This is a genomic window from Xanthomonas campestris pv. asclepiadis (genome assembly GCF_020784175.1).
Classification (GTDB): domain Bacteria; phylum Pseudomonadota; class Gammaproteobacteria; order Xanthomonadales; family Xanthomonadaceae; genus Xanthomonas; species Xanthomonas campestris_D.
The window spans coordinates 26365-44368 of the sequence record NZ_JAJGQM010000035.1 but is presented as its reverse complement, the minus strand read 5'-3'; the positions used below and the strand labels follow the sequence as shown (position 1 = coordinate 44368).

Sequence of the window (18004 nt, the reverse complement as noted above, 5' to 3'; positions counted from 1 at the left end):
GACATCCACCGATGGCTGCGGTGCCGAGCGCAGCATTTCCAGGCGCCACGTCGCCGGCGAAGTCACAGATGCGCGTTTGACGTTTGTGGTGGGCGATCGTTTCCACCGCCTCGTCAGGAAGCGATCGCCGCGGAGGACAGCCGCCTGCGGAAATCCGACCGGATGCAACGTGTCGCGCAGCCAGCACGCAGGCTGGTTGCGTTGCACTCACCTCTCCCTACGCAAGTGGCTCTAAGCTTGATGCAGGACCGGCAGAGGGTTCTTGCATTCGCCCTCTGCACCGGTCTGCCGCCGGCCTGGCGGCGACCTTCCACTCATTGCTGGCGCACACAAGGTAGACGCGATGGGCCTGTGGGACCGTTTGTTTGGACGCAAGACCGCCGTGGCGAAGCCGCCACGTGCAGAACCCACCGTAGCGACGGCACCTGCCGAGGATGCCGGCGAGGCAGCTGCCGAAATCGACCCCGCATTGCAGCCGGCGCTGACGGCGTTTCAGCGCGGCGATCACGTGGGCGCCTATAACGCAGCGCAAGCGCAGTTGCAGGCCGGTGCGGATGCGCAGCGACTCTGCGCCCTGGCATTGAGCGCGCTGGACCGTTACCACGAGGCGTATCCCTATTGGCTGGCGCTGTACGAGCTGGAGCCCACCGCGCATAACGCATTGCAGTTGGCGACCACCTCGGTGATGTGCAACGAGATCGATCGTGGCGAGCAGTGGCTGCTGACCTTCGACGATTTGAACGCGCAGGAGCGCTCCACTTCGCCGGCCACGGCACGCACCAGCTTCCTCACCGCGCTGACCCGCGCCGGGCACGGCGCGCACGCGTTGCCGCATCTGGACTGGTTGCGCGAGGCCTACGCAGGAATGTCGATCACCGACAGCCATTTCCTCTACGTGCGCGGGCTGCCCTTCCTCGAAGCCTTCCTGGAGCGCAGCACACCGCTGTTGCGCCAGTGCCTGCCGGCCGACGCGCTGCCGGGTTGGTACGCGCAACTGCAGCCAGCGCTGGATCCTCCGGGCCAGGCTGCCGTGGCCGCCCATATCGCCTCGCTGCAATGAGCACGCCGACGCCGGCCTCTCGACGACGCGGCGGCTTCGTCACGCCGCTGGCATGGGTGTCCTTGTTGCTGGGCATCGTCAGTGCAATGTCCAACCTGCTGCAGATCGTGATGATCGCGCTGATGCCCGACGCGGCAGCGTTGGGCTTACCCGAAGGGATCACCCTGCCCGCCTCGCTGCAGTGGCTGATCGATCATGCCGTGTCATTGTCAGTCATGGGCATGCTGCTGTCGGTCGCCTTCGCGTGGTTGAGCTGGGCCTTGCTGCAGCGACGCGAGTGGGCGCGAGTGGGGTTCGTGGTGGTGTTGCTGGTGACGGGACTGCTCAATGTCGGCGGCCTGGCCTTGATCGGGCCATTGTTCGAGGGTGTACAGGCGATGCTGCCTGCCGATGTCGTGCACGGCCCCGAGTGGCCGGAGCTGCAGGCACGCCTGCAGGCAACCCGTCAGGCGGCGCTGCTGCTGACAGGCCTGGGCGTAGTGGCAATCGGCTGCCTCCACGCGGCGCTGGCATGGCGGTTGTGCACGCCTGCGGTGCGCGCCGAATTTACGGCCTCGCGCAAGGCCTGATCATCCGTTGATTGGCCTGTGCCTCTTGCCCATGCACACCGACCATCTCAGATGGCCCTTGCTCGCCCACCGTCGCGGGACCTTTGCTTGCTTAAAGCGTGCCCGCTGCTTGGCATGCGTTGGAAGATGAGCACGCGCCGTTATTCGAACAGCGTACGTCGCACCTTGCTTGTACTGCGCACACCGACCCTCTCGACAGGCCCTTGCTCGCCCACCGTCGCGGGACCTTGAGCGGCATGGATGCCGCGTAAGAGCCTACAAGGACGTACTTGCGGCGTGTCCTGCGAGGGTGGGCGGGCAAGGGCCCTGCAGCAAACCAGCAGATCAATGCCCTGCTTCTGCTTCTGCTTTTGCTCGTGCTTCTGCCTCGCCCACACCGCCCAATCCCAACGGAAAACACCAGGCGTGAAGCCTGGTGTGAGACGACGCAGCAAAGCCTGGCTGCTCATGCGCCCAATCCCCACACGACGCAGCGCCTCGCCCTGCGACAAACGGGCGCGTTTGCCCGACTGCAAGAAGCGCGACGCAGCGCTTAGAATCGTGGCATGAACGAATTCGACCGAGTACGCGATTATTTGACCGGCCTGCAGGATCGTATCTGCGCTGCCGTGGAAGCCATCGACGGCAGCGCGCGTTTTGCCGAAGACCTGTGGCAACGCGAAGAAGGCGGTGGCGGACGCACCCGCATCCTGCGCGATGGCACGGTGTTCGAGCAGGCCGGCATCGGGTTTTCCGATGTGTCCGGCTCGCGCCTGCCGCCTTCGGCCAGTGCGCACCGGCCCGAGCTGGCGGGGGCGACATGGCGCGCCTGCGGCGTGTCGCTGGTGTTCCATCCGCACAATCCGCATGTCCCCACCACCCACGCCAACGTGCGCTACTTCCGCGCCGAGCGCGATGGCGAAGTGGTGGCGGCCTGGTTCGGTGGCGGCTTCGATCTGACCCCGTTCTATCCGGTGGACGAGGACGTGCTGCACTGGCACCGCACCGCGCAAGCCCTGTGCGCGCCGTTCGGCGAGGAACGCTATGCCGCGCACAAGCGCTGGTGCGACGAGTACTTCTTCCTGCGCCACCGCAACGAGACGCGTGGCGTGGGCGGGCTGTTCTTCGACGACCTGGGGCAGGATTTCGAACGCGACTTCGCCTACCAGCGCGCGGTGGGCGACGGCTTCCTGGAGGCCTACCTGCCGATCGTCGAGCGCCGCAAGGACACGCCCTACGGCGAACGCGAGCGCGAGTTCCAGCTCTACCGCCGTGGCCGCTACGTGGAGTTCAACCTGGTCTATGACCGCGGCACGCTGTTCGGCCTGCAAAGTGGCGGGCGTGCCGAAAGCATCCTGATGAGCCTGCCGCCACGGGTGCGCTGGGAATACGGCTTCACGCCGGAACCGGGCAGCGCCGAGGCAGGGCTGATGGACTATCTGGTCCCGCGCGACTGGCTGGGTTGAATCTGCCGATTAAAAACACAGCGCTGATGAAACGCTGTGTTGATTTATTGAATTAATTCGGCCCATTTAAATTTGTGATTGCCAACGGCACCGGTGAATGCGCAATGCGATGAACCGGTTATGTTGCGTAGCAAAATAATTCAAGGCCGGAAATAAAAAGCCCCGCAGACCAGGGGGAGGTCGGCGGGGCCAGGGAACGGAAACTTGGGGAGTAGTTTCCGTTCCGAGATCTGCTCCAGGGGATGGGAGAGATCTGACGACAGGCGTTGCGCCCGTCGAGGGATATAACACCATTTTCCACATTGATGGATCGTGAAGATAACTGTTAAAAATATGTAGAATTTAGCGATTATTCATTCCATCGGCGCAGGCTCAATTCGTATTATGTCTGGTCTGCGCATTCAGCATATCAGCGTTATCGGCTGCGTCAGTGCGCCTCATCCCAGTTGTCGCCAACGCCGGAATCGACCACGAGCGGCACGCGTAATTCGGCAGCGGCCGACATGCGCGTGGTCACTTCGCTCAGCAGCGTAGCGACGAAATCGGTCTCGGCTTCGAACACCAGTTCGTCGTGCACCTGCAGGATCATCAGCGCGCGCTCGGCGTGGTCGGCGATCCAGCCGTCCACGCTGACCATGGCGCGCTTGATGATGTCCGCCGCTGTGCCCTGCATCGGCGCATTGATCGCGGCGCGCTCGGCGCCGGCGCGCTGGCCCTGGCTGCCGGCGTTGATGAAATCCAGGTACAGCCGGCGACCGAACACCGTCTCCACGTAACCCTTGTCGCGCGCCTGCTGGCGGGTGGTTTCCATGAAGTCGCGTACGCCCGGGTAACGGCTGAAGTACAGCGCGATGTAGTCCTGCGCCTCACCACGGCCGATGCCGAGCTGACGGGCCAGGCCGAAGGCGCTCATGCCGTACATCAGGCCGAAGTTGATCGCCTTGGCGGCGCGGCGCTCATCTCCGCTGACGGTGTCGATGGTGCGGCCGAACACCTCGGCGGCGGTGGCGCGGTGCACGTCGGCGCCGGACTCGAACGCGCCGACCAGGCCGGGGTCGCCGGACAGGTGCGCCATGATGCGCAGCTCGATCTGCGAGTAGTCGCAGGCGATCAGCTTGCGCCCGGCCGGGGCGACGAAGGCGCGGCGGATGCGGCGGCCGTCCTCGGTGCGGATCGGGATGTTCTGCAGGTTGGGATCGGACGAGGACAGCCGCCCGGTGGCCGCGCCGGCCTGGTGGTAGCTGGTGTGCACGCGCCCGGACTGCGGGTGGATCATCTCCGGCAGCTTGTCGGTGTAGGTGCTGCGCAGCTTGGTCAGGCCGCGGTATTCCAGGATCACCCGCGGCAGTTCGTGCTGGTCGGCGATGGCTTCCAGCGCCTCTTCGTTGGTCGAGGGCTGCCCCTTGGGCGTCTTGACCACGGCGGGCAGCTTGAGCTCGTCAAACAGCAGCGCCTGCAGCTGCTTGGGCGAATCCAGGTTGAAGGTGCGCCCGGCCAGCTCGGTGGCTTTCTGCTGGGCGGCGAGCATGCGCTTGGACAGGTCCGCGCTCTGGCGCCGCAGTTCGGCCGCGTCCACGCATACGCCGTTGGCTTCGATGCGTGCCAGCACTTCCACCAGCGGCATCTCGATGTCGCGGTAGACCTGCTCCAGGCCGGGTTCTGCGGCCAGCTTGGGGCCGAGCACCTGGTGCAGGCGCAGGGTGATGTCGGCGTCTTCGGCGGCGTAGCGGGTGGCATCCTCCAGGCTGATCTGGGCGAACGGGATCTGCTTGGCGCCCTTGCCGCAGACGTCCTCGTACTTGACCGTGTCGTAGCCGAGGTAGCGCTTGGCCAGGCTGTCCATGTCGTGGCGGGCGCTGCCGGAGTTGAGCACGAAGCTTTCCAGCAGGGTGTCGTCGCTGTAGCCGGCCAGGGCGATGCCATGGCGGCGCATCACGTGCAGGTCGTACTTGCCGTGCTGGCCGAGCTTGCGCACCGCCGGGTCGGTGAGCAGCGGCGCCAGCTGGGCCAGCGCCCGGGCACGGTCGAGCTGGGCCGGGGCGCCAGGGAAGTTGTGGCCGAACGGCAGATACGCCGCCTGGCCGGGCTCGGCGGCCACACTCAGGCCGATCAGGTCGGCCTGCAGCGGATCCAGGCTGTCGGTTTCGGTATCGAAGGCGAACTGGCCGGCGGCGCGCAGGCGCGCGATCCAGCTGTCGAGCTGTTCCTGGGTCAGGATGGTCTCGTACTGGCCGGGTGCCGACAGCGCCGGGTCCACTTCGACCGGAGCGCTGACCGGGCCGGACACGAAGCCGGTGCCGCGCGCGCGGCCGGGTTCGGTGCGGGCGCTGGCTGCAGCGGCACCCAACGGCATCGGCTCGGTCAGCAGGCCGGCCTGGGCGGCGGCGCCGCCGAGTTCGCGCAGCGCCTGGGTGAAGCCGTAGCGGGCGTACAGCACCGCCAGCGTTTCGGCGTTGGGCTCGCGCAAGTCCAGCGCACGCGGGCCGCTGGCCAGGGTCACGTCGGTCTTGATGGTGACCAGTTCGCGGTTGAGCGGCAGCCGTGGCAACGCGGCGCGCAGGTTCTCGCCGATCTTGCCCTTGATCCTGTCGGCGTTGGCGATCACGCCATCGAGCGAATCGTATTCGGCCAGCCATTTGGCGGCGGTCTTGGGGCCGCACTTTTCCACGCCGGGCACGTTGTCGACGGTGTCGCCCATCAGCGCCAGCAGGTCGACGATCTGGTCGGGGCGCACGCCGAACTTGGCGATCACCGCCGCGTCCGAATCCATGCGGCTGCCGCTCATGGTGTTGACCAGTTCGATGCCCGGACGCACCAGCTGGGCGAAGTCCTTGTCGCCGGTGGAGATGGTCACGCTCAGGCCATCGGCGGCGGCCTGCAGGGCCAGCGTGCCGATCACATCGTCGGCTTCCACGCCATCGATGCGCAGGATGTCGATGCCCAGCGCATGCACGATGTCGCACATCGGCTGCACCTGCGCGCGCAGGTCGTCGGGCATCGACGGGCGATTTGCCTTGTAGTCGGCATACAAGTCATCACGGAAGGTCTTGCCCGGCGCATCCACCACGAACGCGACATAGGCCGGGCGCTCCTTCAAGGTGGCGCGCAGCATGTTGACCACGCCGAACAAGGCGCCGGTGGGCTCGCCCTGGGCATTGGTCAGCGGCGGAAGCGCGTGGAACGCGCGGTACAGGTAACTGGACCCGTCGATCAGGACTAATCTGCTCATGCGCCAATTCTACGCTGCACGCCCACGCTACACCTCGCCAGCGCATACTGGCCGACGACCTAGAACGGATGACGACAATGATCAGAGCGAGTCTTTTGCTGCTGCCGTTACTGCTGCTCGGCGGATGCGCCACCAGCGGTGCGGTTGGCGATGTACCGGCCGGTGCGGATGTCACCAGCAAGACCATGGGCAACGGCGACAAGGTCGACGAGTACCGCGTCAACGGCCAGCTGGAAATGGTGCGCGTGACGCCTGCACGCGGGGCGCCCTACTTCCTGTACGACCGCGATCACGACGGGCATACCGATGCGGAGAGGGACAAGGTCAACAAGGTGTATTGGAAGCTGTATAGCTGGTGATTCGGGATTCGTGGAGCGTCGGTCCATGGGCCCTTCAGTCGTTGGTCCCGGTGGCGTCACCTTGCGGCGTTGCGGGGTGTGCGTTGGTGCGCGGGGTCGGCGTGGGCCAGGCCGAAGGCAGGTAAGGATGCCGCTGGTGGACAGATCTGCACACGCCACGCTGCGGCTGGCCAAGCTCTGCCCGCGGCTGGCGAAGGCACGGTGAGCCGGAGCCGCCGGCCGGATCGAGCAGGCCGGCAGCGGCAGTGGTGGCGTTGATGTAGGCCGGCGGCGCGCCGACTGCGGTGACGATCCGGAGGCCGGCTGATGCGATGGGCACGCCGGCCACGCTGCCAGACGGGGGCCGAGGCGCACCGCCAGGCCGACGATGCGCGTCGCGGGCAGGCCGCCGATCAGCACGGTCGGTGCCCTGGGCCTCAGGCTCGACCCACGACACGCCGACAGACGGTGCCTCGCCGGCGATCATCGGGCACGCGTCCAGGCCTGTCAGGCGCGCGACATGCAGGGCCACGCTCCAACCTTTGCAGTGGCAGCCACGCTCGGCCGGTGGCACCCGGCCAACCCGACACGGGCTCTCAGCGTTGCGCAACCGAGGCCGTGTTCGGTGCGCTTGCAGTGGCAGGAGGCGCACTGGCCGGAGTGACCAGCGCCAGGGTCAGGCGTGCGGCACGCAACGGTTCCTCGGCATCGCCGTGGATGCCGGTCAGGATCTGCAACGCCTGCTGTGCGTGATCGCGTGCGGCGGCCCGCTGGCCGAGCCTGCGCTCGGCTTCGGACATGCCGCGCAGGATCTCGGCGGTCTGTGGATGCGCACGGCCCAATACACGCATGGACGAGACCAGCGATGCGCGTTGTTCGGCCAGCGAGGCATCCAGTTGGCCGTCGTCCAACAACCAGAACGCATGATTGCTGCGAGAGGTGATGGTGGCTTGCGCATCGTCGCCGAACAGGGCGCGTGTACGTTCCATCGCGGCGCGGTAATGCGGGCCGGCCTCGGCCAGCTTGCCCTGCTGACGCAATGCGTGGGCCAGGTTGCCTTCCACCATCAGGGTATCGGCGGCGTTATCGCCATAGAGCTTGCGGGTGACGCGCAGCAGCGAGGTGAGTTCGGCCTCGGCCGCAGCAAAATCACGCTGCGTCAGCAAGAACACGGCCAGGCTGTTGCGCATCGGCACGACCAACGGATGATCGGGACCACGTGCGGCAATCCGCTCGCGCAGCAGGCTTCGCTGCAACGCAATCGCAGGGGTCAGCTGCCCGACGTCGGCCAGAATGCCGGCATAGACATTGCCCGCGTCGATGCGTTGGTCGGCAGTTGTGGACACGTTGGCCACGGCAGCGACATAGGCATGCCGGCCCTCTATCAGCGCATCGCGCATGCGGCCTTGGCCGCGTAGCGTCCACGCCAGCCACGCACGCATCTCATTGCCCAGCGCCTGCTGCCTTGCATTGCCGTGCGCTGCCTGCGCCATGCCCTGGCGTAACACCTGTTCGGCCTCGCGCGCCGTGCCGGCGCCAGTCAGCGCCTGGCCGAGCATCGACGCCGCTTGCAATGCCTGCAGGCTGGCTGCGCTTTTGCTGCGCTGTGCCAGTGCATGCGCGGTCCGCAGATGCGCCACCGCCTGCGGATAGTCGGCGAGCGCGATCAGCGTGCGACCCAGCGTCAGCTCCACCTGGATGCGCGCGTCCGGCTGGTCGGCCAGTTCACGCGCGGCGCGCTGCGAGGCCTGCTGCAGCACGCGCAGCATCAGCGTCTTGTCCAGACCCTGCGCAATGCCGGGATCCACGCTGGACAACACCGAACTCATGAAATCGCCGGTGACTTGCGCGCGTTGCGCGTCGCGCGCGGCGTGTTGCAGCGACCATAGCGTTGCGCCCAAGCCGGCAATCAGCGCGATCGACACCAGTGCGGCAGCCAACACGCCACTGCGGTGGCGCTGGGTAAACTTGCGCACGCGCAACCAATGGCCTGCCTGCAGGGCCCGCGGCGGATACCCATCGAGCCAGCGATGCAGATCGTCCAGCAAGGCCGACACCGACGCATAGCGTGCAACAGGCTCCGGCGCCAACGCACGCAACACGATCGCATCCAGGCCGTCGCGCAGTTGCTGCTGCAGTCGCGGATGCGTGGTCGCGCGTGCCGCGCAGATCCGCGCACGCGCGTCGGCCGGTACCGCCGCCACGCGTTGCGATGGCGGCTGCGGCACCCCATCGCGCCCGGCCACCGGCGCCAGCCCGCAGCTCAACTCATAGAACATTGCGCCCAGTGCATAGATGTCGCTGCGCGCATCCACGTCCTGCACGCCGCGCGCCTGTTCCGGGCTCATGTAGCCGGGCGTGCCGCGGCCCTGCGCGGAGGTCATGCCGGGGTTGGCCGCATCGATGGCGATGCCGAAGTCGATCACGCCCGGCATCGGCCGCCCATCGATTTCACTGACCAAGACATTGCTGGGTTTGAGATCGCGATGGATCACGCCTTTCTGGTGTGCGTGCTGCACCGCCTCGCTCACCCGCAGCATCAGCAGCACACGCGCATGCAGCGACAGCAGATGCGCATCGCACCACCAGGTGATCGGCTCGCCGCGCAGGTATTCCATCACCAGGTACGGGCGGCCGTGCGCATCGGTGCCCACATCGTGGATCTGCGCGATCGCCGGGTGCACCATCTGCGCCAGCAGGCGACATTCGAATTCGAACAACGCGCGGCCTTGCACATCCAACGCCTCGGCGGCGACCAGCTTGATCGCCACCTCGCGCTCGTACGCACCGTCGGCGCGATGGCCCAGATACACCTGGCCCATGCCGCCGGCGCCGATCAGGCGGTCGATCGCCCATGCACCGAAGCGTGTACCGGCCGGCAGTTCCGGCAATGGCGCGCGCAATGCCGCCACGGCCTGCTTCAACGGCGCACGCACGCGCAGCGTGGCCTGCGATTCCACCGCCAGCATCGCCAGCAACGCATCGCGCAGCACCACATCGTCACCGGCCTGCGCGCGCGCAAATGTCTCGCGCGCTTCCACCGGCAGCTGGCAGGACTGATGGAACAAGGCTTCCAATCGCTGCCAGGAGGTGGCGGCAATGCTCATAGCTGCGCCGCCAGCCACACCCGCGCAAAGCGCAGATCGCGCTCCAGCGTCGGCACCGACACCTCCAGTTGCGCGGCCGCCTCGGCCACGCTGAAACCCACCAGTTCGGTCAGCGCGAATGCCTTGGCCTTGCGCTCATCCACGCGCGCCAGCTTGTCGAAGGCGTCGGCCACCATCAGCAATGCCTCTGGCCGCGGCGCGCCATCGGATAGGCTGATCGTCAACGTTACCGCCTGCCCGAGCCGCTTGGCGCTGGCCTGCCGCCGTGCCAGATCCACCAACAGATGGCGCATCTGCAGCGCGGCAACAGAATAGAAGTGCGCACGCGACTGAAATCCCTGCTGCCCCTGCTCCAGCCGCATCCACGCCTCATGTACCAGCTCGGTCGCCTGCAAGCCTGCGCGCGCGTCGCGCCGCAGCGCCCGCAACGCGGTCTCGCGCAGCGCCCTGTACACCTGCCGCGCCAATGCATCGCCCGCGCCGGGTTCGTCGCGCTGCCAGGCCTGCAACAACTCGGTGATCGGCAGCTCGGACATCGGGCCCATCTCGCCTGCGTGGGAGCGCAGTATCCCGCATTGGCGATCGGGTGGGCGTTTCAAAACCAAACGGTTTAGCTCGCTTGCGCCGCCGCTGGCAGACGCGCGCCGCGCCGGCCAGGTCAGGCAGCCATCAAGGTGCGGGCTGCCAGGTCGGCCCCTGACACACGAAGGCCACGCAGCCTTCCACCTTCAAGGAGCCATCCGCCCCACGCTGGATCTTGGCGTTGTAGGTCTTGCCGGATTCGGGGTTGTAGATCCTGCCTTTCCACAGATCCCCTGCATCCACCAACTCGCTGAGGATCAGCGTGCCCTCCATCGGGTTATTGCGCTTGGCCGGATCCGGATTGAACGCATCGGTCTTCCGGCTACCGGGCTTGGCCCGCAGCACCTTGACGATGGTGCCGCACAGCGACGTGCCGCAGGGCTGGATGTCGACCAGTGCCTGCTGGTTATCAGTGAACCATTTTCCAGTGATCGGTTCGGCGGCGAATGCGGGCGTGCTCGACACGGCAAGGGCAAGGGCCAGACAACATGTGGCAGAGATAACGTGGCTCATTGGTTTCGTTCAACCTTCAACAAGATGCGAAGACCAGCGTGGCTTGCAACCCTGGCTGATGACGGACGACCGGCTCGTCAAATCATCCAGCCAGCGGGTTCGATCTTATTGACGCACTCTTGGGATCTGATTAGCCGAGGCGTGGTACCCCAAGCATCACGCTCAGCCGTCAGCGTCTCCTACGCCGCATATTCTCCAGTCCTTCTCCGCTGGTGGGAGAAGGTACCGGACAGCCGCGGATCTGTCAGACCGCATCCTCTGACGCATGTGAGCGCTGTAGACCTCTGCTCAAAACCTGCTAACTCAAGGTCAATGTCGAACCTTCCTCACCGGCACGGAACTGCTGCGCGCCGCCGCCCGCAGCGGTGTAGACGATGGCAAAACTCTTTTGGACGTTGGGATCGGGGTCCCCGCCGAATGTCGCGTTGCTCACCGGGATCGTGGTGCCGCCGTTGTTGACCAGCCACTGGCAGGTCGCGGTGACGTCGTAACCATTGTTGCCGGTACCGTACATCGCACGGACGACTGTAAAACTGGGCTTGCTAGGCACCGGGACGGGCGTGCTGGCAGTCGGCGGATTGGGAACCAGATCGATCTGGCCGTTTTCCCCACAACCGAGCGCGATGGGATTGCCGCCATTCAATGCCGGATTTTTGTAAAGAATCGCAAAGCTTTTGCGCTTGCCCGGATCAGGGTCGTTCCGGAAGAAGGCGTTGCTTGCGGTGATATCGTCATTGCCTGTATTGACGCTGTCTTGGCACACCTGGGTAACATCGATTCCTGCATTGCCGGTGCCGTACACCGCGGAAAGGATTGTGATCGCCATGATGATTGCTCCTTATTTTCGGGACCGGGAAGGCCGTCCCGACTCGCCTCTCGCCACGGGCTACCGATCGTCCGGCACCCTGGCACATCATTGGACTGCGCGAACATTCCGATACCCGCCCTATGTCCAGCGGCTGGCGACCCAGTCACGCGTCTGTTTCCACGCATCGGTCTGCAGGTAAGCCTGGGTTTCGCTGGCCAGATCAGCGACATGCTTCCAGTCATCCAGTGCATAAGGACGTTGCAGTTCGACATTGGCGCGCTTGACGTTGCCGGCGAGCACCTGCTCGGCCTGGATGCCTGCAAGTTCAGCCGTTGCGTCCATGGTCAGATTCAGCAGCGGCATGGCCGGAACCGCGCCGCTGGCCCAGGGGTAGAGCCAGGATGTTGCGCCCCAGTCGAGCGGGTTGCCGATCGCGGTGGACGGAATTCCTTGCGGGCTGCTGCCGGTTCCAAGCGAGAGCAGCTGGATATCGCCGACGTTGGTCACCAGGCCACTGGCGATGGCCTCGGCCACGGCGGTCATGGCTGGATTGTTGGCAAACACGCCGCCGTCGGCGAAGAACCCATAGTCGCCGTATGCTCCGGAAATCTGATAAGGCGGAAAGTAGGTTGGCGCGGCAGACGTGGCCAACGCGGCATCAACCATGCTGATCTGCCTGTACGCATTGTGACGCCGTTGGAGAACGTGGCAGGCATCCAGTTCCCACTGGTCGCATCCCACAGGCGCGCGGCGTTGACGACGACGAGCCGCTTCGCGTCTGCAAGCCGCGTTGCACCCAATAATCCGCTTGCGATCTGGATCAATCCATCGTTCTTGTACTGGCTGCTGAAGAAGCCCGGCCCGCTAGCCAGCGTCGCATCCACCTCTTGCTCGCGCGGCTGCGCCTGTTGATCGAGAAGCCGCCCGTTGGGTTCGAAAATGCTTGCGCCTTTGGTCATGTACATCTCGATGATCTTGCCGATCGGGACGTCTTGCACTAATGCCAGAGCAAGCAGGCCGCCGGTGGAAGTGCCGGCAAAGCAAGCTGCGTGGCTGAGGATGTTGCTGTGCTGATCCAGGTCCTGGATGAGGAGTGCGGTGATCAGTCCCCGAATTCCACCGCCATCGCAGCTGATGATATTGAACGACATGGAAGTCTCCTGCAGAGCAAGCACTGTCTTGAAACGTGTGCGGCGAAGGCATCAAGAGAAAGCGATCTGACTGTCTGGCTAATGCGAGATGCCGACAGCTGTCAGGACGATTCCACCTGTGCGCGAGCCTGGTGGCGACGACGCTTCCGTCTACCGTTGCATCACCCTAGCAGCACCTCTGCCCATCACCCGACGAATCGTCTCACCGCATTGATGATGTGATCTGCCACCGCCTTGCTGTGGGCCTTCGTCGTGCTGAGCTCGGTATTCACTTGGCGGCCGGCGTCGCGCGGCAGAACCCAGTCTTTTCGAATCAGCGAGTCAGCGAATCGGTGCGACCTCATTCAGCGCAGCGCTAGCGAGGGCCGTTCCCAACGCTGATCTCGATGCGATGCCGTTGCGATTGGCTTTGCATTGGCCGCCACCCAAGGCGCAGGCAGGGTCCATGTGGCTCCCGAGCGTCGCGGCGCATCGAGAACAAGGGCCGACCGGTTGGCCTGGATCGCCGTCGATCGCACCAATGCGTGACGCAGCGCCGGGTTCACGAAAAGCGGTGATGGCTTGGCGCCACTTTTCTCGGTTGATCAGATGACAGGCCCCGGGGAGTGGGCCGCAGGCAGCACCCGCATGAGCAACACCGGCTATTACAGCGCCATCGTCCCGCAGGCATCCTCGTCGGTGGAGGCGCACGCGCCGCTGATGATCGATCTGCTGGCCTACATCGAGCAGCATATCGGCGAGGCCGAGCTCGGTACCGAGTCCCTGCAGCAGGCGTTCGGGCTGTCGCGTGCGTCGTTGTACCGGCTGTTCCAATCGCGCGGGAGCGTGGCCAGCTATATCCGCGAGCAGCGCCTGTGCGCCGCGTACCGTTATCTGCAGGTCTACCCGGAGTGCGGCCTGACCTGGCTGCTGTACGAAATGGGCTTTGCGTCGGAGCGGCAGTTCCAACGCTGTTTCCAGCAGCGTTTCGGCATGCCGCCGATGCACTGGCGCCGCCAATGCCGCGCCGCGCCGCCGACGCATTCGCCACGCCGCGGACACTACATGCCGGTGTGGCGCTTCATGCGCGAGCTGGGCGAGGATGCGCAGCGCGATCACGCATCGGTGCGCGCAGGCACGCTGCCGGTGCAGCCCGCCACGCTGGCGCATACCGAAGCGCTACGGCGTCTTGCACAGCCGGCACCAATGGAAAGCTGACCTCCAATTCGCAATCCGCCATCCGGGTAGGAGCGCGCCTGAGCGCGATGAGGCTTTACCGATAACGCCCCGTCGCGCTCAGGCGCGCTCCTACGGGAGATTGTGCGACTTGGAACGTAGGACGCTTTGCATCTGCTTTGGCGAAGCAAAACATCCACCGATCAGCGGATCACCAGCACCGGGATCGAACTGTGCGTGAGCACCTCCACCGTCTGGCTGCCGAGCAGCATGCGGCGCATGCCGCGGCGGCCATGCGAAGTCATGATGATCAGATCGCTGTTGCACTCCTTGGCGGTCTGCACGATGCCTTCGGCAGCGAAGCGGTCCAGCACGTGGCGCGAGGTGGCCTTGATATTTGCCGCAGCCGCCAGCTCCAGCGCCGGGCGCAGGATCTTTTCTGCAGCAGCTTCGCGCTCCTTGCGGTACTCCGGGCTTGCCTCGTAGCCCACGCTCCAGCCCATCGCGTCGTACATGCCCATCGCCCACGGCTCGGATACGGTGACGATATCCACCTTGGCACCGGTGGCCTTGGCCAATTCCAGGCCTTGGAACAAACCGCGATGCGACAACTCGGACGCATCGATGGCGATCAGGATACGTTTGTACATGGTGACCTCCTTGGATGACCGGCCTGGCTGCCGGTGCAATCAGCCTGACAGTCCGCCGCGGTAAACGCATTGATACGCATCAATGCGGCCACACGGCGTGCTGCAACACTCAATCGGTTGGCGCGGCATCGGCAGCGTCGCGGCTTGCGCGTACGCGCGCGGGATTGCCCAGCGCAGTCGCACCGGCCGGCACGTCGCGGGTGACCACCGCACCGCCGCCGATCCACACGTTGCGCCCGATGCGGATCGGTCGCCCGAACTCCAGCCCGCTGGCGCGGCCTGCCGCGTCGCGCGGATGGTCGGCGGCATAGAACTGCACCGCAGGGCCCACCTGCGTGCCCTCGCCGATGCTGACCTCGCAGACATCCAGAATCACGCAATTGAAGTTGAGGAACACGCCCGCGCCCAGACGGATGTTGTAGCCATAGTCGCAATGAAACGGCGGGCGGATCACCGCGCCCGCGCCGACCTCGGCCAAGCGCTCGACCAGCAGCGCGTGCCGTTGGGCGGACGGCTGCGCGGCGCTGGCGTTGTAGCGCGCCATCCAGTCGGCAGCCGCCGCCTGGTCGGCCTGCAGCTCGTCATCGGCAGCGTTGTAGAGCTCGCCTGCCAGCATCTTGTGTTTTTCGGTGCGCATCGGGCCGTGGGTCTGTAGGCATTCGAGTCGGACACAAGGGTGTCACGGATGCCGCGGTGAATGCATCGGGCGATGCACCAATGCTGCCGGCAGTGCCTTCATGCCGATGACACTGTCCGGCCAGATCGGGACGCAGCTGCCGCCTACCGAACGCATACCGCGATGCAGTGCGATTGCTCGCCGCGCCTACACCACCGTCAGATTCGCGTATGCCATCACCAGCCATTTGGCGCCGACGTCGTCAAACTGCACCTGCACCCGCGCATGCGCGCCGGCGCCCTCGTAGTCCACCACCACGCCACCGCCGAACTTGGGATGTTCGACATTGGCGCCGAGCTTGATCGGCGCGGCTTCTACCACGCCGTGCACCGGTCCGCCACGTGCCGCGCCCAGCGAGGCGGTGCGCGAGACCTGCACTTTCGGGCGCACTTCGTGCAGCAATTCGCGCGGGATCTCGCGCAGGAAGCGCGAGGGCACGTTGTAGTTGTCCTGGCCGTGGATGCGCCGCGATTCGGCGTAGCACAGCACCAGCTTCTGGCGCGCGCGGGTGATGCCCACATAGGCCAGGCGCCGCTCTTCTTCCAGCCGGCCGCTTTCTTCCAGCGAACGTGCGCTCGGGAACAGGCCATCTTCCAGGCCGACCAGGAACACGATGGGGAATTCCAGGCCCTTGGCCGAATGCAGCGTCATCAGCTGCACGCCTTCTTCGCCGGCCTGCGCCTGGCCCTCGCCGGCCTCCAGCGAGGCATAGGCCAGGAAGGCCACCAGCTCGGTCATGCCCTGGCTGTCTTCATCGTCCGGGCGGGTGAAGCGCGAGGCCACCGACACCAGTTCGTCCAGGTTCTCGGTGCGCGATTCCGAATCCAGCCCGCTGCGGCTTTCCTTGGCCCAATGCTCGCGCAGGCCCGAGCGCATCAGCACATGGTCGATACGTTCGGCCAGTTCCATGTCGCCGGTTTCGGCATGCAGCTGGCCGACCAGGCTCAGGAATGTGGCCAGCGCATTGCGGGCGCGCGCGGCCAGGGTGTTTTCCTGCGTGCACAACATCGCCGCTTCCCACAGCGACAATGCATTGGCGCGTGCCAGGCGGCGCACTTCATCCAGCGTGCGATCGCCGATGCCGCGCGTGGGCGTGTTGACCGCGCGCTCGAACGCGGCATCGTCGCTGCGGTTGGTAAGCAGGCGCAGGTACGCCAACGCATCCTTGATTTCGGCACGCTCGAAGAAGCGCATGCCGCCGTACACGCGGTACGGCAGCTGCTCGGAAATCAGCGCCTCTTCCAGCGCGCGCGACTGCGCGTTGCTGCGATACAGCACCGCCACTTCGCCGTAACTGCCGCCGTCGCGCACCCACTGGCGCGCGCGCTCGACCACATAGCGCGCCTCGTCGACCTCGTTGTAGGCCGCGTACAGGTCGATCGGATCGCCGTCGCCGGAGTCGGTCCACAGCTGCTTGCCGATGCGGTCCGGGTTGTGCGCGATCACCGCATTGGCCGCGCCCAGGATATTGGCGCTGGAACGGTAATTCTGCTCCAGCCGCACGGTCTGCGCGCCGGGGAAGTCCTTCAGGAAGCGCTGGACGTTCTCGACCTTGGCACCACGCCAGCCATAGATGGCCTGGTCGTCGTCGCCGACCACGAACACATGCCCGCTCTCGCCGGCCAGCACGCGCACGAAGGCGTATTGGATGGCGTTGGTGTCCTGGAACTCGTCGACCAGAATCTCGCGGAAGCGCGCACGGTAATGCGCCAGCAAGGCCGGGGTGTCGCGCAGCAGTTCGTGCGCGCGCAGCAACAACTCGGCGAAATCCAGCAGGCCGGAGCGGTCGCAACGCTCCTGGTAGGCGGCGTAGACCTGCCGGCGCACCTCGGTCCAGTCGTCGTTGGGCTCGGGCTGGATATGCTGCGGACGGCGGCCTTCGTCCTTCTGCTCGTTGATCCACCAGCTCATCTGCTTGGGCGGATACTTGCCCTCGTCCAGCTCCAGCGCCTGCACCACGCGCTTGACCAGCCGCAGCTGGTCGTCGCTGTCCATGACCTGGAAACCTTCCGGCAGCCGCGCATCCTGCCAGTGCAGCCGCAGCAACCGATGCGCCAGCCCATGGAAGGTGCCGATCCACATCCCGCGGCTGCCGTTGCGCAGCTGCAGGTCGGTACGGTGGCGCATTTCGCCGGCGGCCTTGTTGGTGAAGGTCACCGCGAAGATGCCGTGGTTGGGCACGCCCTGGACTTCGTTGAGCCAGGCAATGCGATGGATCAGCACGCGCGTCTTGCCGGAGCCGGCGCCGGCCAGCACCAGGTAATGCCCCGGCGGCGCGGAAACGGCCTCGCGCTGGGCGGGGTTTAAATGATCGAGCAAATGAGAGACATCCACCGCCGTATTTTACCGGTTGTGGCGTCGCTGCGGCTGAGATTGCGATGAAGCGGTTGGGAATGCGGGGCTGCGCCCTGCCCTCATCCGCCCCTGCGGGGCATCTTCTCCCGATGGGAGAAGGAAGTAAGCCCCTCTCCCGGTGGGGCGAAGAGGCGCCGCTTGCACGCCATTGGCGCGCGTGTCCTGGATCGCCCGCGTCGCAAGACGTGGGCCGGGCGCGGGCCCGGGCGCGGAGCGGGGGTCGGAGTGAGGGTACGAAGCGAAGCAGTCGGTGCATCACGTCCGAAGGCCGTGGCGACGCGTTTGTCACTGCAGGCACTGGTAGATGTCTGAGGCGCCCTCATCCGGCACTACGCGCCACCTTCTCCAGGCGGGAGAAGGGAGCGA

The 18004-nt window shown here is 65.7% G+C and carries 15 protein-coding genes and 2 pseudogenes; 5 read left to right on the top strand and 12 right to left on the bottom strand.

Annotated features, from left to right (window positions below; genetic code table 11):
• Positions 1-343 precede the first annotated feature (343 nt).
• From LL972_RS15275 to hemF, 3 genes are all read left to right on the top strand, one after another.
• Complete coding sequence (locus tag LL972_RS15275; RefSeq protein WP_228328314.1) at positions 344-1060, top strand: hypothetical protein; 717 nt, start codon at positions 344-346, stop codon at positions 1058-1060.
• The gene (locus LL972_RS15270) at positions 1057-1629 is read left to right on the top strand and encodes a hypothetical protein (protein WP_228328313.1); all 573 of its coding nucleotides are present in this window, start codon (positions 1057-1059) and stop codon (positions 1627-1629) included. The genes LL972_RS15275 and LL972_RS15270 overlap by 4 nt, the downstream gene beginning before the upstream one ends.
• 545 nt (positions 1630-2174) lie before the next feature.
• A complete protein-coding gene (gene hemF / locus LL972_RS15265) occupies positions 2175-3074 on the top strand; it encodes an oxygen-dependent coproporphyrinogen oxidase (RefSeq protein ID WP_228328312.1) in 900 nt (299 codons plus the stop codon).
• A 427-nt stretch (positions 3075-3501) separates the two neighbouring features.
• Here hemF and polA read toward each other — a convergent pair whose 3' ends face one another.
• Positions 3502-6303: a DNA polymerase I gene (gene polA / locus LL972_RS15260; RefSeq protein ID WP_228328311.1), complete on the bottom strand. Its 2802-nt coding sequence runs from the start codon at positions 6301-6303 to the stop codon at positions 3502-3504.
• Positions 6304-6380: 77 nt separating this feature from the next.
• Between polA and LL972_RS15255 the strand changes: the two genes are divergently transcribed.
• Positions 6381-6662 (top strand): DUF2782 domain-containing protein, encoded by a 282-nt coding sequence (locus tag LL972_RS15255; protein ID WP_104585172.1) that lies wholly within the window; start codon positions 6381-6383, stop codon positions 6660-6662.
• A gap of 34 nt (positions 6663-6696) precedes the next feature.
• Here LL972_RS15255 and LL972_RS15250 read toward each other — a convergent pair whose 3' ends face one another.
• The 8 genes and pseudogenes from LL972_RS15250 to LL972_RS21810 all read right to left on the bottom strand — a co-directional run.
• Positions 6697-7173, bottom strand: a complete 477-nt coding sequence (locus LL972_RS15250; RefSeq protein WP_228328310.1) for a hypothetical protein — start codon at positions 7171-7173, stop codon at positions 6697-6699.
• A gap of 64 nt (positions 7174-7237) precedes the next feature.
• A complete protein-coding gene (locus tag LL972_RS15245) occupies positions 7238-9766 on the bottom strand; it encodes a protein kinase domain-containing protein (RefSeq protein ID WP_228328309.1) in 2529 nt (842 codons plus the stop codon).
• The gene (gene ecfK, locus LL972_RS15240) at positions 9745-10284 is read right to left on the bottom strand and encodes an ECF-type sigma factor EcfK (RefSeq protein WP_126947086.1); all 540 of its coding nucleotides are present in this window, start codon (positions 10282-10284) and stop codon (positions 9745-9747) included. The genes LL972_RS15245 and ecfK overlap by 22 nt, the downstream gene beginning before the upstream one ends.
• Before the next feature lie 133 nt (positions 10285-10417).
• On the bottom strand, positions 10418-10843 hold the full coding sequence (locus LL972_RS15235; RefSeq protein WP_228328308.1) for a DUF2147 domain-containing protein: 426 nt from the start codon (positions 10841-10843) through the stop codon (positions 10418-10420).
• Between the two features lie 298 nt (positions 10844-11141).
• Positions 11142-11669, bottom strand: coding sequence for a hypothetical protein (locus tag LL972_RS15230; protein WP_228328307.1), 528 nt, complete (start codon positions 11667-11669; stop codon positions 11142-11144).
• Between the two features lie 120 nt (positions 11670-11789).
• Positions 11790-12194 (bottom strand): hypothetical protein, encoded by a 405-nt coding sequence (locus tag LL972_RS15225; protein ID WP_266104651.1) that lies wholly within the window; start codon positions 12192-12194, stop codon positions 11790-11792.
• Positions 12195-12245: 51 nt separating this feature from the next.
• Positions 12246-12392: pseudogene (locus LL972_RS21815) on the bottom strand (hypothetical protein); the annotation flags it as partial.
• An 89-nt stretch (positions 12393-12481) separates the two neighbouring features.
• Positions 12482-12802: pseudogene (locus LL972_RS21810) on the bottom strand (patatin-like phospholipase family protein); the annotation flags it as partial.
• A gap of 561 nt (positions 12803-13363) precedes the next feature.
• Here LL972_RS21810 and tagK point away from each other — a divergent pair.
• Positions 13364-13999 (top strand): transcriptional regulator TagK, encoded by a 636-nt coding sequence (gene tagK, locus LL972_RS15215; protein WP_228328304.1) that lies wholly within the window; start codon positions 13364-13366, stop codon positions 13997-13999.
• 161 nt (positions 14000-14160) lie between these two features.
• Here the strand turns inward: tagK and LL972_RS15210 are convergent, their stop codons facing one another.
• The 3 genes from LL972_RS15210 to uvrD form a co-directional block, all read right to left on the bottom strand.
• Complete coding sequence (locus tag LL972_RS15210) at positions 14161-14607, bottom strand: universal stress protein (RefSeq protein WP_016902734.1); 447 nt, start codon at positions 14605-14607, stop codon at positions 14161-14163.
• Positions 14608-14716: 109 nt separating this feature from the next.
• On the bottom strand, positions 14717-15244 hold the full coding sequence (locus LL972_RS15205; protein WP_228328303.1) for a sugar O-acetyltransferase: 528 nt from the start codon (positions 15242-15244) through the stop codon (positions 14717-14719).
• A 186-nt stretch (positions 15245-15430) separates the two neighbouring features.
• Positions 15431-17617, bottom strand: coding sequence for a DNA helicase II (gene uvrD, locus LL972_RS15200; RefSeq protein WP_228328302.1), 2187 nt, complete (start codon positions 17615-17617; stop codon positions 15431-15433).
• Between the last annotated feature and the right edge of the window lie 387 nt (positions 17618-18004).